The organism is Candidatus Poribacteria bacterium (genome assembly GCA_016866785.1).
Classification (GTDB): domain Bacteria; phylum Poribacteria; class WGA-4E.
Genome location: VGLH01000005.1, coordinates 31,395 through 46,501 on the forward strand (window position 1 = coordinate 31,395; position 15,107 = coordinate 46,501).

A 15,107-nucleotide genomic window follows, 5' to 3' on the forward strand; every position below is an offset into this window, starting at 1 on the left:
ATAGCACATCCTGCCGACCGTGGGAACACGAGACCGTTTGTCGTCGTCGTGTTCGCAGTTTTGGTCGGGAGGCGCTTACCAGCCAGCATCATCGTACGATCGCATGCCGCGGATCGCCAATGCCGACGCGTTGCCCAAGCCTAGCCCACCCTGGTAGCCTTGCTCGTGCTTCGAGGCATCCGAAGGGGGCTGCTGTGGATCAGCGACGACGGCAACGCGACCCGTTGGACGACTTTCTCCGCGAACAAGATATCCGCATCCGTCACGAGCAGCGCCTGCTGCGGATGCTCTTCCTGCGAGTCGAGACCGTCGATGCCCTTCGGGCGCAACTGCTCGAGGAGCTCGCCGACCCCAAGGAGATGAAAGAGGGGGAGTCTCTCCGCGAGCATCTGTTCTGGCTCGGGTTCGTCGGAGACGGTCACGTCCTCGACGAATTCCTCAGACTGGCGAACCCGAACGCCAGCGAGGACCCGCTTCACCTCGACCTCGCAAACCACGATTTCCTCGGCGATCCCGAGGTTCGGCGCGACTTCATGGCAGCGGTCGGACTCCTCGGCAGCGCCATCCGAGACAACGACACGGATCGCGTGCTGTCGCTGAGCCGCATGCTCCGCCGGGGGTTGATCGACATTGATCCAGATGTCCAAGTCGCCGCTGCCGAAGCGCTCGCGCGGAGCGTCAAACTCTCCAAGCCGGTGTTCGACTACTTCGCCGCCGCGATCGATCCGTTGACGGAGATGCTTTTCTCGACCGAATGGCGCGTCCGACGCGCAGCCATCGGCGCCCTCGCAGAGCTTCCCGATCAGCGGGCGATGCGGGCGCTCCAGCGGCATGAGGAGCGCGAGGCGGACGATCACCTCAAAGCCATGACGGAGCGGAGCATCCGACGGCTCCGTGACATGCTCAGCCACTTTCGGCATCTGGGCAGGGCGGCAGACAACCTCCGACGCCGCATCTTCGGCGGATCGCAGTCCGACAGCTAGCGTCCCCGCGCCGCTCACCTCGGCGGCGAGCCTACTTCAGCTTCGCCGCCTCGATCCGAGCGGGTCCCTGGCGGTGGAGCGCCTTGACGACCACGCCCGACTCGTCCCGGACGAACGTCACTTCGGCGGCGGCGACCTTCCAGAAGAACGTATCCTCCCCGCGAGGGAATATCTCGAACTTGGGCTGGCCGGTCATCTGCGCCATCAGATGGTCGCCCTCGCGCGTCACCGTGAGGACGGCTCCCCGCCCGTAGTCGTATTCGCCGACGTACTCGTCGAGCACGGATGGCTCGACAGCGACGACCGCGCTCGTCTCGACGCGCTTCGCGACGATCTCCGTCGCGCCTTGGACGATGACGAGACGCGCGACGGCTCCTGTCTCGTCGCGCTCGAACCGGATCGGCGTGCTCGCGTCGGTCGAGAAGAACCTGTCCGGCCCAGACGGCAGAAGCTCCGAGCGCGGCTGGCCAGCGACGCCCGCGTAGAGCTTCCCATCCTCGAAGGCGACTTCAACGATGGGCGTGGACGGCAATTCGTAGCTCCCGACATACTCGCCGAACCTACTGACGTCGGCATCGACGTCCCGCGCGAGCGATGCCTGCGTCGACATCTCGCGCCAGAGCACGAGCGATGCAAGTTCCGTGGCGAGGGCGCTGGGAACGAGGTCTGGCATGGGTGCCATCGCGTTGGCGAGAACGACGATCGTCGTCTTGGCGTCGGGATAGCGATGCAGGGCGGACAGAAAGCCATCCAAGCCGCCACTGTGGAACACGCGACGCATCCCGCGCACGGTGTCGAACATCCACCCGTAGCCGTAGCCGCCGCCGAGGGCGTCGGCGACGCTGCCGTCGTTCAGCTTGACGGGCGTGAACGCCTCTCGGAGCGTCTCGGCTGCAAGCACCTTGCCCGTGAAGACAGCCTCGTTCCACTTGTAGAGGTCCTCCACCGTCGAGTAGAGGGCTCCGGCGCCTCCGGCGCGTGACATGTCCCAGTCGAACGACTTGGTGATCTTGCTGGGCCCATACGAGTACCCAATGGCCTCATGGTCCAACACGGTCGTAGCATCGTGGACGCCCGTATCCACCATACCCAGCGGATCGAAGAATGTCGCGCGCAGGTAGTCGGCATAGCCCTTGCCGCTGACGCTCTCGATGACGTGCTGGAGGAGTAGGTAACCCGAGTTCGAGTATGCCCACATCGTTCCGGGATCGAAGCTGAGCTCTCGTCGTTTGATCATGTTGACGGTCGCACTCAGCTCGACGGGCGACGCCAGGTGCTCGATGTACTCCGGGAACGCGGTGATGTCCGGAACGCCACTCGTGTGGGTCAGGAGGTGGCGCAGCGAGATCTCGTCGCCGCGCGTGTAGTCCGGGATGTACTGAGACAGCGGGTCCGCGACGCTCAGCTTTCCTTCTTCTTGCAGCTTCAAGATGGCTGCCGCCGTGAACTGCTTGGTGATCGAGCCGATACGAAACTTCGTCTTGGGCGTCACAGGAATCTTGTCGGACAGGTTCGCGAGTCCGTACGTTTTTTGAACCACGGTCTTGCCGTCTCGCGCGATGAGGACGGCAATGCCCGGCGCGTCGGGCTTGGCGGCCCGATCGAACCGAGCGCTGACCAGCGCGTCGAGCGACGGCATCTCCTCCGGTGGAGCGGATCCCAATGCCGTCAAGCGCTCCGACAGGTCCTCGAATCCTCCGATGCGTGCCGCCTGCGCCGCGCTCAGACCATCCCGCACGACCGACGCGTCCGCCCCGTGCGCGAGCAGCAGGTCGACCGTGTCTTGCCTGCCAACTCTGGCCGCAGCGACCAGCCGATCGCCCATCGCGTCCGTGTCGAGGATTCGGCACGCGAAACCCCACCCCTGAGTCGCGTTCTGCACCTTCAGCAGAAGCCGGTTCGTGCCTGCTCGCAGTCGGATCGGCACGACGTCATCGTCTGCCTTGACCGCACGCAGGACCCAGTGGTCGTGGACGAGCTCGCCGTTGAGCCAGACGCGTATGCTGTCGTCGCTGCCGACGCCCAGAACGACCTGCGCATCGGACGGGACGTCGATGGCTGCGTAGGCGTAAGCGATGGAGTAGTCGTGCTCGCCGACGACCTGCGTCAGGTCGACGATGGCGTTCGGCGCATCGTGAAGCGTCCATGCGAGTTCCGCGTCACCGATGCAGGCAGCCGCCTCTGGCGTGGGATCGGCGGCGGCTTCCCCGCCAGAGTCCGCGAGCTGGTCGCGCGCGAACGCATCGCGCTGCGCGGTGTCGCTCGGCGTCCCATCGCCAGGCGCGACGCGAATGGGTCCGAGAACGAGCCAGCGCTGCATCGGGTTCCGCGCTTCGGGGGGTGTGTAGGTGGGAGCGGCGCTGAGCGATCTGGACGTCGCCATCGTGACGATGGCGGCGAGGCAGGTACTAGCCGTTCGGGCAACCATGGCATCCTCCTCGACGGCGCGTACGCGTCGTGCGAACGGACGGGCATCTACGGCAGTCTGTACCACGATGATAGCTCCGAACGGACGGGTCAACAACGGACTTCGGCTTGTGATGGGTTCCTGCGCGTGCTACGCTCGCCGCGTTTCGGTGAGGACTCCCGACGATGGCACGGACTCGTCCGCGGTCGTCGGCGTCTCTCGGCAGGACGAGCCCGATCAGGGCATCGCACACGCAACCGGAGGAAGATGCACAGCGATGGCGTCCACCCCAACCATCGAGCTCTACAGCGTCGGCACGGAACTGGTCTACGGCAGGATTCAGGACACAAACGCGTTCTGGATGTCCCAGCAGATCGTCAACCTGGGCGCTAAGGTGCGCCGCGTGACACAGTTGACGGACGATCTGGACGATATCGTGAGCGCGTTCCGTAACTCCATGGAGCGCGGCGCCGATCTCGTCGTCAGCTCCGGCGGGTTGGGTCCGACCCCCGACGACCTCACGACGGCGGCGCTCTCGGAGTTGACGAACTCGCCGCTGGTGCCCCACGAAGGCGTGATCGCCGACTACATGGCGCGCCGAAACATCGCCACGCGCGAAGAGGTGAACCCGAACCTGGTGCGCATGGCGACCGTGCCGGCGTGCGCCACGGTCATGCTGAACCCCGTGGGCTGGGCGCCGTGCACGTGCGTCGATGTCAACGGAACGACCTTCCTCGCGCTGCCGGGACCCCCTCGCGAGATGGAAGCCGTCTTCGTGCGCCACGTCATCCCGTACATCTCCGACCACTACGAGGTCCGGGCAGCCACCCAGCGCGTGCTCGTGAACACCTACGAATCCGACCTGGCTCCCCACTTCCAGGAGCTCATGGCGCAGTATCCCGGTTCCTACATGAAGGGGTACATCGCCATGACGGACACCCCCGGCTGGCTCCCCATCGACATCCTGGCGACCGGGGACAACGCGGCGGAGGCGCAGACGACCCTTCAGGCGATCATCGACAGCCTGCGCAAGATCGTTCTGCAGAAGGGCAAGGAGCTCACGGTCTACGGCGGGTCCGTCGAGGCGGAGAGCTAGGCGTTCTGAAAGCTCGGGGCGATCTCTTCGAGGTATTGGAAGGAGTAGATGCCCGTCGCGTGTCCGTCGCTGAACTCGAGGCTGATGGCATACCTGCCGACCGGCTGGACGCGAACGACGTGGACGTGCGTCGTGAGCATGTCATCCGACAGGATTCGCAGCGGGTTGGTTTCCTCGCGAGTCTCGCGGCACGTAGCGCACGGGCACCGCTGACGCAGGTAGTCCACCGGATAGACCGACACAGAGGCATCGCGCCACGTCACAGTGAGCGCCTCGTGGCGGTCGAGCTGGATGCGGGTGGGGGGAGACTTCATCGGAGACCTCTGCGGCGCAGGGCGGATCGCGTGGGCTCTACGCCCTGATTCTAGCGAACCGCTGACGCGGCTTTCAACACGACCGGACGCGGCAGTGTCCGGCGTTCGAGACGGAACCCGTATCAGGAGCGCACCCATGGGCAGATTCCGACTCGCTTGCCACCTGATTCAGTTCGGTGGCGAGCAGCGCGACCATCCCGAGAAGGTGCTGAGCGAGGTCGCGGCGGCGGGCTGGGACGGCGTCGAGGGCATCGGCATCGGGAGCGCGGATGAGCTGGTGGCGATGGCGACGCTGGCGCGTCGGCTGGGGCTCCACGTCGTCAACGCCGGGGGCGCGTCCGCGCTGGATCGAGTGCGCCACAACATCACGCTGGGGAACGACGCCGCCGAGGTTCCCGCCCTTCGACGCGCCGACTGGGGCGGAGCCACGCCCTCGGACGACGACTTCGAACGAGCCGCGCGCACTCTCGACGAAGTGCTCGACTTCTGCGAGGAACACCGCATCAAGGGGTTCCACCACGCCCACCTCGGCACGCTGCTCGAAACGGTCGATGACGCCGAACGCCTGCTGGCGGCGGCTCCCAAGCTGTGGCTGCTGTTCGACACAGGCCACCTGCTGGCTGCCGGAAGCGATCCGATGGATGTCTTCCGCAGCGAACGGCTCCGTGGGCGCATCGGTCACGTTCACCTGAAGGACTGCCACGCGGACGATCCAGCGACGTGGGACCATCGAACGCAGCGGTTCGGAGAGAAGGCTCGATTCGCCGAGTTGGGGCAGGGGAACCTGGGACTGGATGTCGCCGCCGTGCTGGAGGGGCTCGACCAGGTAGGCTACGACGGGTGGGTGTCCGTCGAGCTCGACCGCCCCTATCCGCCGAAGCCCGCTGCCGAAGCGGCTGTCTCCAACCGCGAGTATCTTCGGTCGCTCGGGTACTGACGCGGAACGGAGCCCCCAGCATGGCTGAACCGTCTGGGATGACCGACCACGAGCGTTACTTCTTCGATGTGAACGGCTACCTGGTTCTGGAGGACGTGCTGTCACAGGAGCAGATCGCCCACCTGCGCGAGGTCATCGAGCGGCAGAAGCTTCCGCCCGCGACGGATGCCATCGAAAGTCAGCGGTTCGGCGGCTTCTTCCTGTGGGACCAGGGCTTCCGCGACATGCTGACCCAGCCGCGCATCCTCGGCGTCTTGAAGGAGCTCCTCGGCGAGAAGCTCCGGCTCGACCACGCCTACGGGATCGTCATGTCCACGAGCAACGTCGGGCTGCAGCTCCACGGTGGCGCTGCGCCCTACGATCCGGCGCAATACTACATCTACCGCAACGGACGGATGTACAACGGCTTGACAGTCGCCTCGTGGGCGCTGGTGGACGTCGGTCCTGACGATGGCGGGTTCTGCTGCATTCCGGGCAGCCACAAGGGCAACATCCCGCTGCCTAACGACGTGCGTCACTTCGAGGCGCACCGGGACTGGGTGCGTCAGGTTCCCCAGAAGGCGGGCTCGGTCGTCATCTTCACCGAGGCGTTGACTCACGGGACGCTGCCGTGGCGGGCTCCGTACGACCGGCTGTCGATTCTGCTGAAGTACAGCCCGGCGCACGAAGCATGGGGCAGAGCGAATCCGCCCTCGCCAGAGCTCGATGCGCTGCTCGACGACGCGCAGAAACGTCTGTTCGAGCCCCCGTACATCTGGCGTCGGGAGCCCGTCTGACCCGGGCTCCCCGCGCTATCCTCGCAATCGGATGAAGTCCGGTTGGGCGGCCTGCATCTCGTGAGGCGGCGATCCCCGTAGAATCGCCTCCAGGTCGTTGACGACGATCCTGCCGATGTTCCGCAGGGCTTCGTGGATCGCACCCGCCCGGTGCGATGAAAGCGTAACGTTGGGCAGACGGCAGATCGGATGGTCGGCGGGAATGGGTTCCTGCGGGAACACGTCCACGGCGGCTCGGAATCTGCCCTCGGCGAGCAGGTCGGTCAGCGCGTCGAAATTGACGAGGTGCGACCGGCTGAGCAGCACGAAAACGGCATCCGAGGGGATTCGGCTCAGTTTTTCCCTATCCAAGAGATCCCGATTTGACGCAGTGGGGAGGGCGAGCACGAAGATGACGCGCGACGATTCGAGCAATTCGTCGAGCCCCACTGGTTCGACACCTTGCGTGCGCAGGTAGGCGTCCGTGAGCCACGGATCGTGAACGCGGATCGGGCACCGGAACGGCGCGAGCAGAGGCTTCAGGCAGCGAGCCAAGCCGCCGAACCCGATGAACCCGACCGGCTTGTCGTAGAGCAGGAACGTGTCGCCGAAGTCGGTGTGGCTCCAGTTCGCGGTTCCCGTGCGGATTCCGGCGTCGGTTCGCGCGACGTTCCGAGCGGCGGCAATGGCGAGGCACAAGCCCATTTCGGCGACGGCGGGGCCGAACGCCGGAGCGCAGCTCAGAACCTGAATGCTCCGGCGGAAGCACGCCTCGTAGTCGAGGTGCGCGGGCGACGGGAATCCGCCGCTGACTTCGAGGATGGCGCGCAGGTTGGGGTAGTTGCCGACGTCGCCATGTCGCCAGTAGCCTGCGATGATCGCAACCACCTCGTCGCGGACGCTCTCGAGCGCGTCGGCTGTCATCGGTTCGTCGCGCGCCCAGACCACGTTGGCGATGGCGTCCAGACGTTCGCGGTCTTCTGGGCTCAGGATGTTCGCCAAGCGCCTGCCGTGAGGGTCTAAAACGACCGTGGGTCGCATGCCGCTGGCTCCTGCGTGGTGTGAATGTGCGCCTTCGCGCGTTGACACCCGATAGGGTGAGTACTATAATCGCAAGCCGGACGTACGGGCGCCGTGGGGCGCTGCTCACGTTCGCCTGAAACAGTGAGGGAAAACATGAGACGCAGAGTCGTAGGTCTTTATCTCCTCGCCCTGTCGGCCGCCGTATTCGTGGGCTGTTCCGAGAAGCCGCCGGTCGATATTCCCCATAGTGCGATCATCGTGAACCTGTCGTCGGACGTGGAGGGCAGGCGTCCGTTGCTCCGAGTCGACGTCACGCTGCAATACGCGGCTGCGACCGCCAACAGCAAGACGCTCGGGCCCAAGGTCGCCGGGGCGGAGGCGCAAGCTGCCATCCTCAAGGGGCTGTCCGAGCTCGACACCGCCGAAGTGATCGCCGAGGACAAGAACTACGCGATCGAGAGCGCAATCGATCTCATCAAGGAAGCGCTCGTCGAGGCGGGGTTGCCAGCGCCGCTGGACGTCAAGGTGACGAACTTCGTCATTCAGGGGTAGAGACGCCTTCGGCGTCGGTCTAGGACGCGTCGGGACGGCGCTTCTGAGCGAGTCGGATGACGACGCTCCACCGCGACTTGACGAGCCGGTCGCCGACTTCCGCGGCGTTCCAGATGCGCGTCGGCACGCGCCGCACGAAGACGGTCCCGCCATAGTGGCGATCGGCGAGCGTGAGCTCGAGCGTCGGGCGCCTGCCTTTGCCCGCGACGTGTTGCTCCCACGACACGGACACGATCCATGCCGTGACGATCGCGACGGCGATGCCGAAGACGGTCGAGAGCTTCCTCCCGCCGTCGAATATGAGTCGGATGTTGTATTTGTCCGGGTCGCTGATCTGCAAGTACCACAGGACGCCGCTCGCGAGTAGCAGGAGCCAAAGGAGACGGTACAGCCGCGGCAACCAAAGATAGCCCAAGTCCGTGACCTCCTGGTGCGAGTTCGCCCCGGACGGCGCATCGTATTGTCATCAGTGCCGATCGCACCTGTCAAGCTCGTGTCGCGCGGATACGCCATCCAGTTCCAGACGACGGAGGCAGACCGACCATGAAATGGTCACTGAACACGTACCAGACGGCGCAGGATTGGTCGCTCGACGAGACGCTCCGCATCGCCAAGGTGACGGGCTACGACGGCGTCGAGTTCCTGATGGACTTCAAGCAGCAGCACGGGTTCGAGTGGGATACGCCGCGCGAGAACTGGAAGCCGCTCAAGGAGCGAGTCGCCGAGAGCGGACTGGCGATCTCGTCGCTGACGAGTTGCCAGGTGTTCCATTCGCCGGATGCCTCCGAGCGGGCGACGAGCGCCGATCGCGTCAAGCGCGTCATCGAGATGTCCGCCTACATGGGTTGCTCGCACGTTCGCGTGCTCGGAGACCGGTTCACGCCGGAGACGCGCGACAGCGTGATCGGATGGGTGACTGAGGCGCTCCGAACGCTGGGCGAGAACGCCGCCGGCAGCGATGTGACGGTCAGCATCGAGATGCATGGCAGCTTCACGGACCCCGATGCCGCGATGAAGCTCATCGAGGGCGTGAACCTGCCCAACGTGGGGTTCGTGTTCAACTCGCAGTTCGTCGGCTGCGAGGCGGGCTCCATCGTGTCGCTCTTCTCCCGTGTCGCGCCGCACATCACGTCGGTGCACACGCACCAGGCGGAGAAGCCGGAGACCTTCGAGCTCTATCGCCAGATGTTCCGCTGGCTGCGTCGCATCGGGTTCAGCGGCTACATCTCGAACGAGTGCGCGTACCGCGGGCCCGATCCTGAGAAGGTCCTGGCGTTGTACGTCGCATTGTTCAAGGCGCTTGCCGCCTAGCTACGGGCAGGGAGCTACATGGCGCAGGTCGTTGTGGGGCACATCGCGGATGGGAGCTACGACGCGGTCGTCGAGACGTTCCGCGCGTGGAACCCTGGGCGGAACCTGGGTCGCGGAGCCGTCGAGCACGAGACGGAGCTGATATCCCGAGGCGTCGGCTACTTCTGGATCGAGTCCGGCAGCGGCGAGGTCTTCCTTCCACGCGGCACGCGAACCCAGGAGGGCGACGGCAAGCCGCTCGACTCGGACTACGCTCCCGAAGGCGTGAGCGACGACGTGTTGCTCTCGCTCGCGCAGCTTGACGCGCGTGCCGCGACGTTCCATCCGAGGATCCGCAACCCGATCCAGGCGATGGCGGCGCGTCGGCTGGGCGATCAGTTCGTCGGCGACATCGCGGGCGAAATCTGGCTGATCGTCGAGAGCGGGCTGCCGCGCAGCGAATGGACCGACGACCCGCAGGCTCTGGCGGCTCTGGAAGTGCTGATCGCCGCCTACCGCGAGATCGGCTGGTCGCGCAAGCAGGCGGACGGGTGGGAACCGATCCGATCCGGTGACCAGTTGGCGGCGACCGCGTCGCGCCCGGTGCGAGTCCGCGGCGAGTTCCGCTACTGGTTCATCGAGTCCGACGCCGCGACCGACACGCACACATCGCCGGCGCGTCGGCTGATCCATCTGCGCGACACGGCGGGCGGATGCAACTTCGCGTTCGACGCGTTCCGCCGTCTGCCGCTGACGTGGCTCACGGGAACTGGCAACGCGAGCACGCCCGACGGGGCGAACTGGGTCAACAGCCACGTCGTGAACATCGCGGCGGAAACGTCGCAGACTCACTACCACCCGGCGACTCCCGTCGGCGGAGGAACCGCCCAGAGCGAGATGTATCTCGTGCTCGACCCTGGCGCGTACGGGCTGAAGACCTACGGGCGAGAGGCGTCGCTGGTCACCTTCCCGGACGTCGACGATTTGTCCCGGTTCGACCGAACGCCGCTACAGCCCGGCTCGACGGTCTACATCCCTCCCGGAACCGGACACCGAGGCATCGATGTCTTCGTCAACGTCGTCACGCTGCCCGGATTCAAGCCTCGCAACGAGATCTACATCGACCAGCGCATCAAGGGCGAGACCGCCGGTCGTTCTCCCTTCAACGCCGGGGTGACCACGTAGCGTCTCGTCTCCCGTGTCAACCCGGCTTCTGTCCGCGACGTGCTCTCTGTGGCATGTAGAGCCATGTCACGTCGCAGGTCCGCGCACGGAGCACCCTATGACCCGGTTCTTCGAAGGCTTCGTCACCGGATGGCTCGCGCTGAAAGCCTCTAAGCTCCGGTCTGTGCTGACGATGCTGGGCATCGTCATCGGGACCGGCGGCGTCATCGGGACGATGTCGTTCGGAGAGGGCGCGCGGCGGCTCGTCCTCTTCGAGGTCGAGAAGATGGGCGGGACATCGACGTTCAACGTCAGCCGCCCGGAGTGGGTCCAGCGCGACGGGCGATGGCAGCGGAACCCAAGCAACCAGTACCTGACGATGCGCGACGTCTACCGCATCGAGGAGTTGTGCCCGTCGGTCGAATACGTGACGCCGGAGATGGGAACCGACGCCGACCTCGACGCTGCCGGAGAGTCGAAACGCGCCAGTCTGCGCGGCACGACGTCCGCCTACCAGAGCATCCGAGACTGGACCGAGGACATGGGCAGGTTCCTGGTCGATATGGATGTCAGCCTGTGGAGCAAGGTGGTTGTCATCGGATCGGAGGTCGCCGAGGACCTGTTCGGCTTTCTCGACCCCGTCGGCGAAGAGCTGCGAATCAACAACCAGCGCTATACGGTCGTGGGCGTGATGGAGTCGATGGGAGGGGGCAACAGTCCCGCCGGCAGCCTCGACAACCAGGTGTTCATTCCGGTGACCACGGCGCAGTCGCAGCTTTCGGGCAATGACAAGGTTCCGAGCCTGCTGCTGAAGGCCCGGACGCCGGAGCTTCGCGAGCGCGCTCAGGACGAGGTGCGGGCGATTCTGAGCCGATACCACCCGGGCGACAACGGGTTCGAGGTTTATTCTCAGGCATCGCAGATGGCGACCGAAGCGAACCTGATCGGCACGGCGATCAAGGCGGTTCTCGGTCTGATCGCCGGGATGTCGCTGGTCGTCGGCGGGATCGGCATCCTCAATATCATGTTCGTCACGGTGACCGAGCGCACGCACGAGATCGGGATTCGGAAGGCCGTCGGGGCTTCGCGGTTCGATATCGCGACCCAGTTTCTGATCGAGGCGTTCCTGCTGTGCCTGGTCGGCAGCGCCATCGGCGTGTTCTTCGGCTGGCTGACCGAACGGGCGCTCGCCTTCGCCGTCATCAAGTTCATCGTGAAAGAGGGCGAGTGGCCCTCGTTTCTGTCGTGGTTTTCGGTGATGCTGTCGGTCGGCGCGGGTTCGTTGACGGGCATCCTCGCCGGCATGGCTCCCGCGATCCGAGCCGCGCTGCTGCCACCTATCGAGGCGTTGCGCCACCAGTAGGGGCGAGGCTGCGATGATCTTCCTGCACAGCTTCGCACAGGGCTTCGCGGCGATGGGGCGGCACAAGCTCCGCGCGCTCTTGACGATGCTCGGCATGGTGATCGGCATCGCGACGGTGACCGGGATGGTCTCCGTCAGCGAGGGCTACACGAAGGTGGTCATCGATCTCCTCGAACGGATCGGGTTCGGCAACATGATCGTCGTGTTCCGCCCGGATTGGGTGCAACTCGACGACGGCAGGTGGGTGCCGAATCGAGCGAAAGCGTTCCTCCGTTACTCCGACGCGCAAGCCATCGGCGCGACGGCTCCATCGGTCAAGCTGGTGCTGCCGGAGCTCTCCGGGTTCATGGCTCCGATTCGATACAGCGGCAGGGAGAAGCAGGTCACCATCGCGGCGACGACGCCGGAGTACGAAGAGGGACACAACTGGTATCTGGATCGCGGGCGTTTCGTCACCGACACGGATGTCGAGCGGGAGGAGCTCGTCTGCGCCATCGGGACGGATATCGAGAAGGAGCTTTTCCCCGGCGAGGACCCTATCGGCAAGTACGTCCGCATGTGGGGACAGCGGTTCCTCATCGTCGGCGTGATGAGCAAGAAGGGCGACTTCACCCCGGACTTCACGGGCACGAACAACACGCTCGTCCTTCCTCTGACGACGTTCCAGCGCCGGTACATGGGGAGCGACCGAGTGGGCGTCTTTTTCGTCCGTGCCACCTCGACGCAGGAGGTCGAGCAGGCGCTGTTGGAGACGAAGGTCGTCCTGGCGAGGACTCACGGCGTCGATCCCGACGAGGCGTTCCAGTTCTTCACCTCCGACGAGATCATGCGTCAGGTGAACCGGGTGAGCTTCATCCTCAAGGCGTTCCTGGTGGGCGTGGCGAGCATCGCGTTGGTCGTCGGCGGCGTGGGCATCATGAACATGATGCTGGTGACCGTGACGGAGCGGACGCGCGAGATCGGACTGCGGAAAGCCGTCGGGGCGCACCGGCGGCACATCCTCTACCAGTTCCTGATCGAGGCGATCGTCATGGGCGCTGTCGGAGGGATCATCGGCATCGTGGTCGGAGCGACGTTCGGGAAAGCCGTCGGGTTGATCATGTCGCAGTTGGTGAAGAACGTCGGCGGACCGCCCGTGAACTGGCCCGCGGTCGTCTCGTTGGAGACGGGTCTGGTGGCGATGGCGATCTCCGGCGCGATCGGCATACTGGCGGGCATCTTTCCGGCGTTCCGAGCCGCGCTGCTGCCCCCTACCGAAGCCCTGCGCCACGAGTAGGGCTACTCGTACAGGTCCGTGCTCAAATACTTCATGGCACTGTCGCATGCGATGGTGACGACGACGGCATCCGGCAGGCATTGGCTGGCGATCTGCATCGCGGCTGCCACGTTCGCGCCGGTGGAGAACCCCGCTAGTACGCCCTCCTCTCGTGCCAGACGGCGCGCCATCGAGATCGCCTCGTCGTCCGTGACGGTGAGGTAGCCGTCCACCAGCGTTGGTTCCCAGAATCCCGGCAGCATGGCATACCCGGCGCCTTGGATCTTGTGACGCGTGTTCGTCACGGGTCCTCCGGCGAGGAAGGGAGCCCTATCCGGCTCGACCGCGTAGGCGCGAATCTGTGGGTTCCGGGACTTGAGCGCCCGCGCCGTGCCGACGAACACCCCGCCGGTTCCGACCATCGCCGCGAACGCGGTGATCCGTCCGTTCGCCTGCTCCCATAGCTCGCGTCCCGTGCCGAACTCGTGGGCGCGCGGGTTGCTCTCGTTGTAGAACTGGTCGGCGCGAAACGCCTTGAGGTCGCGCGTCAGTTCCTGAGCGCGCTGTTCGACGAGCTCCAGGTCTTCCTTGGAGACCTTGCCGGGCTCCGACGAACCGGACTGCGGAACGAGCTCGAGCTCCGCCCCCAATGCGCTCAACATGCGTCGCCGCTCGACCGAGTTCCCCTCCGACATGACGGCGACCATGCGGTAGCCCTTGATCGCGCACGCCAGCGCCAGCCCGGTTCCCGTGTTCCCGCTCGTCAACTCGACGACGACCCCTCCGGGTCGCAGCCGACCGGAGCGCTCCGCATCCTCGATGATCTGGAGCCCGATGCGGTCTTTCATGCTGCCGCCGGGGTTCAGGTACTCGAGCTTCAGAAGCACGCGCGCGCCGTTCGCCGGACGGATCCGGTCGAGCGCGACGAGGGGCGTCGAGCCGATGGCGCCGAGAATGCTGTTACAGACCACGTGACCCCTTCCGAGTCAGGATGTCAGCCAACTGCCGCCTCGCCTCGACGAGCACTCGGTCGGAAGTGATCGAGTGGAGGGGCTCGCAGAACCCTTTGCCGCAGCCGCCGGGCGTCTTGCCGGGGTGGCAGGGATTGCAGCCGAGGTCCATATCGCTGCGGATGACCGAGTGCTCCCTGCCGTAGGGCCCGCTGCGCACGTCGTCCGTCGGTTCGAACAGCGCGACCACGCGCGTCCCGACGGCGTCGGCGATGTGCATCGGTCCCGTGTCGTTGCCGACGTAGAGATCGCACGCCTGGATCAGCGCGGCGAGCATCCGCAGCGAGACGTCGCCTACAGCGGTTGCCGGATGGCGGCATGCCTCGGCGCACTCGGACGCCATCGCTTTCTCGCCGGGTCCGGCGAACACGAGCGTCTGCGCCTCGAAATCAGCGGAGAGTCCGTCCGCGACTGCCGCGAACCGGTCCGGGAGCCAGAGCTTGTACGCCCAGTTGCCGCCGGGATGGATGCCGACGGTGGGGCGGTCGCTTCGGATGCCCGATTGCCGGAGCCATGCGCGGGAGGCATCGCATTCCAATGCCGTGGGCGTCAGCGCCGGTCGCGCCTGATCGGTCGTGATCCCTGCCGCGCGGAGCGCTCCGAGGTACCGATCCACCGCGTGGACCCGACCGTACTCGCGCAGCCCGATTCGTCGAGCTCCCAGCAGGCGCGAGTAGGGCGCATCGCGCAAGTCCACGACGAGGTCGAACCGGCGCGCCCGTAGCTCTCGCACGAGGAGCCAGCGCCCCCGGACGCCGCGATGAACCGATGGGCTGTAGCGGTATACGGTACCGATGCCCGGCTCGCCGTCGAGGATGGGCGCGGCGCGTTCCCCGGCGAGGAAGGTCAGACGCGCCTCGGGCGAGTGGGCTCGAAGCGGCTCGACGACGCACGTCGACAGGACAGCGTCACCGATATTGGTGAACCCGAGGACGAGGATGTTGGCGCGGGCTCGCAT

General features: G+C 65.7%; 15 protein-coding genes. 9 read left to right on the forward strand and 6 right to left on the reverse strand.

What is annotated here, in order from left to right:
- The first annotated feature begins 194 nt into the window (after positions 1 to 194).
- Positions 195 to 983 (forward strand): hypothetical protein, encoded by a 789-nt coding sequence (locus tag FJZ36_01595; protein ID MBM3213605.1) that lies wholly within the window; start codon positions 195 to 197, stop codon positions 981 to 983.
- 31 nt (positions 984 to 1,014) lie between these two features.
- Here FJZ36_01595 and FJZ36_01600 read toward each other — a convergent pair whose 3' ends face one another.
- The gene (locus tag FJZ36_01600) at positions 1,015 to 3,411 is read right to left on the reverse strand and encodes a serine hydrolase (protein ID MBM3213606.1); all 2,397 of its coding nucleotides are present in this window, start codon (positions 3,409 to 3,411) and stop codon (positions 1,015 to 1,017) included.
- On the opposite strand from FJZ36_01600, the gene FJZ36_01605 reads away from it, so the two are divergent.
- On the forward strand, positions 3,332 to 4,486 hold the full coding sequence (locus FJZ36_01605; GenBank protein MBM3213607.1) for a competence/damage-inducible protein A: 1,155 nt from the start codon (positions 3,332 to 3,334) through the stop codon (positions 4,484 to 4,486). The genes FJZ36_01600 and FJZ36_01605 overlap by 80 nt on opposite strands.
- Here FJZ36_01605 and FJZ36_01610 read toward each other — a convergent pair.
- Positions 4,483 to 4,938, reverse strand: coding sequence for a DUF971 domain-containing protein (locus tag FJZ36_01610; protein MBM3213608.1), 456 nt, complete (start codon positions 4,936 to 4,938; stop codon positions 4,483 to 4,485). The two genes, FJZ36_01605 and FJZ36_01610, sit on opposite strands and share 4 nt — an antisense overlap.
- On the opposite strand from FJZ36_01610, the gene FJZ36_01615 reads away from it, so the two are divergent.
- The gene (locus FJZ36_01615; GenBank protein MBM3213609.1) at positions 4,778 to 5,737 is read left to right on the forward strand and encodes a sugar phosphate isomerase/epimerase; all 960 of its coding nucleotides are present in this window, start codon (positions 4,778 to 4,780) and stop codon (positions 5,735 to 5,737) included. The two genes, FJZ36_01610 and FJZ36_01615, sit on opposite strands and share 161 nt — an antisense overlap.
- A gap of 20 nt (positions 5,738 to 5,757) precedes the next feature.
- Positions 5,758 to 6,513, forward strand: a complete 756-nt coding sequence (locus FJZ36_01620; GenBank protein MBM3213610.1) for a phytanoyl-CoA dioxygenase family protein — start codon at positions 5,758 to 5,760, stop codon at positions 6,511 to 6,513.
- A 15-nt stretch (positions 6,514 to 6,528) separates the two neighbouring features.
- Here the strand turns inward: FJZ36_01620 and FJZ36_01625 are convergent, their stop codons facing one another.
- On the reverse strand, positions 6,529 to 7,533 hold the full coding sequence (locus FJZ36_01625; GenBank protein ID MBM3213611.1) for a hydroxyacid dehydrogenase: 1,005 nt from the start codon (positions 7,531 to 7,533) through the stop codon (positions 6,529 to 6,531).
- Positions 7,534 to 7,668: 135 nt separating this feature from the next.
- Between FJZ36_01625 and FJZ36_01630 the strand changes: the two genes are divergently transcribed.
- Positions 7,669 to 8,067: a hypothetical protein gene (locus tag FJZ36_01630; GenBank protein ID MBM3213612.1), complete on the forward strand. Its 399-nt coding sequence runs from the start codon at positions 7,669 to 7,671 to the stop codon at positions 8,065 to 8,067.
- A 19-nt stretch (positions 8,068 to 8,086) separates the two neighbouring features.
- Here the strand turns inward: FJZ36_01630 and FJZ36_01635 are convergent, their stop codons facing one another.
- Positions 8,087 to 8,482 (reverse strand): hypothetical protein, encoded by a 396-nt coding sequence (locus FJZ36_01635; GenBank protein ID MBM3213613.1) that lies wholly within the window; start codon positions 8,480 to 8,482, stop codon positions 8,087 to 8,089.
- Positions 8,483 to 8,610: 128 nt separating this feature from the next.
- On the opposite strand from FJZ36_01635, the gene FJZ36_01640 reads away from it, so the two are divergent.
- The 4 genes from FJZ36_01640 (at position 8,611) to FJZ36_01655 (ending at position 13,160) form a co-directional block, all read left to right on the forward strand.
- Positions 8,611 to 9,378 (forward strand): sugar phosphate isomerase/epimerase, encoded by a 768-nt coding sequence (locus FJZ36_01640; GenBank protein ID MBM3213614.1) that lies wholly within the window; start codon positions 8,611 to 8,613, stop codon positions 9,376 to 9,378.
- Between the two features lie 18 nt (positions 9,379 to 9,396).
- Positions 9,397 to 10,542, forward strand: coding sequence for a hypothetical protein (locus tag FJZ36_01645; protein MBM3213615.1), 1,146 nt, complete (start codon positions 9,397 to 9,399; stop codon positions 10,540 to 10,542).
- Between the two features lie 97 nt (positions 10,543 to 10,639).
- Positions 10,640 to 11,884 (forward strand): FtsX-like permease family protein, encoded by a 1,245-nt coding sequence (locus FJZ36_01650; protein MBM3213616.1) that lies wholly within the window; start codon positions 10,640 to 10,642, stop codon positions 11,882 to 11,884.
- A 13-nt stretch (positions 11,885 to 11,897) separates the two neighbouring features.
- A complete protein-coding gene (locus tag FJZ36_01655) occupies positions 11,898 to 13,160 on the forward strand; it encodes an FtsX-like permease family protein (GenBank protein ID MBM3213617.1) in 1,263 nt (420 codons plus the stop codon).
- Between the two features lie 2 nt (positions 13,161 to 13,162).
- On the opposite strand, the gene FJZ36_01660 is transcribed toward FJZ36_01655, so the two are convergent.
- Together FJZ36_01660 and FJZ36_01665 are read right to left on the reverse strand one after the other, a co-directional pair.
- The gene (locus tag FJZ36_01660; GenBank protein ID MBM3213618.1) at positions 13,163 to 14,110 is read right to left on the reverse strand and encodes a cysteine synthase family protein; all 948 of its coding nucleotides are present in this window, start codon (positions 14,108 to 14,110) and stop codon (positions 13,163 to 13,165) included.
- Positions 14,100 to 15,107, reverse strand: a complete 1,008-nt coding sequence (locus tag FJZ36_01665; GenBank protein MBM3213619.1) for a glycosyltransferase family 9 protein — start codon at positions 15,105 to 15,107, stop codon at positions 14,100 to 14,102. Before FJZ36_01665 ends, FJZ36_01660 begins: the two co-directional genes overlap by 11 nt.

Coding starts and splice junctions, on each gene's coding strand:
- FJZ36_01650 (MBM3213616.1), top strand. CDS start 10,640: ATGACCCGGTTCTTCGAAGGCTTCGTCACCGGATGGCTCGCGCTGAAA.
- FJZ36_01630 (MBM3213612.1), top strand. CDS start 7,669: ATGAGACGCAGAGTCGTAGGTCTTTATCTCCTCGCCCTGTCGGCCGCC.
- FJZ36_01600 (MBM3213606.1), bottom strand. CDS start 3,411: ATGGTTGCCCGAACGGCTAGTACCTGCCTCGCCGCCATCGTCACGATG.
- FJZ36_01620 (MBM3213610.1), top strand. CDS start 5,758: ATGGCTGAACCGTCTGGGATGACCGACCACGAGCGTTACTTCTTCGAT.
- FJZ36_01615 (MBM3213609.1), top strand. CDS start 4,778: ATGCGGGTGGGGGGAGACTTCATCGGAGACCTCTGCGGCGCAGGGCGG.
- FJZ36_01640 (MBM3213614.1), top strand. CDS start 8,611: ATGAAATGGTCACTGAACACGTACCAGACGGCGCAGGATTGGTCGCTC.
- FJZ36_01655 (MBM3213617.1), top strand. CDS start 11,898: ATGATCTTCCTGCACAGCTTCGCACAGGGCTTCGCGGCGATGGGGCGG.
- FJZ36_01665 (MBM3213619.1), bottom strand. CDS start 15,107: ATGCGAGCCCGCGCCAACATCCTCGTCCTCGGGTTCACCAATATCGGT.
- FJZ36_01645 (MBM3213615.1), top strand. CDS start 9,397: ATGGCGCAGGTCGTTGTGGGGCACATCGCGGATGGGAGCTACGACGCG.
- FJZ36_01625 (MBM3213611.1), bottom strand. CDS start 7,533: ATGCGACCCACGGTCGTTTTAGACCCTCACGGCAGGCGCTTGGCGAAC.
- FJZ36_01610 (MBM3213608.1), bottom strand. CDS start 4,938: ATGGGTGCGCTCCTGATACGGGTTCCGTCTCGAACGCCGGACACTGCC.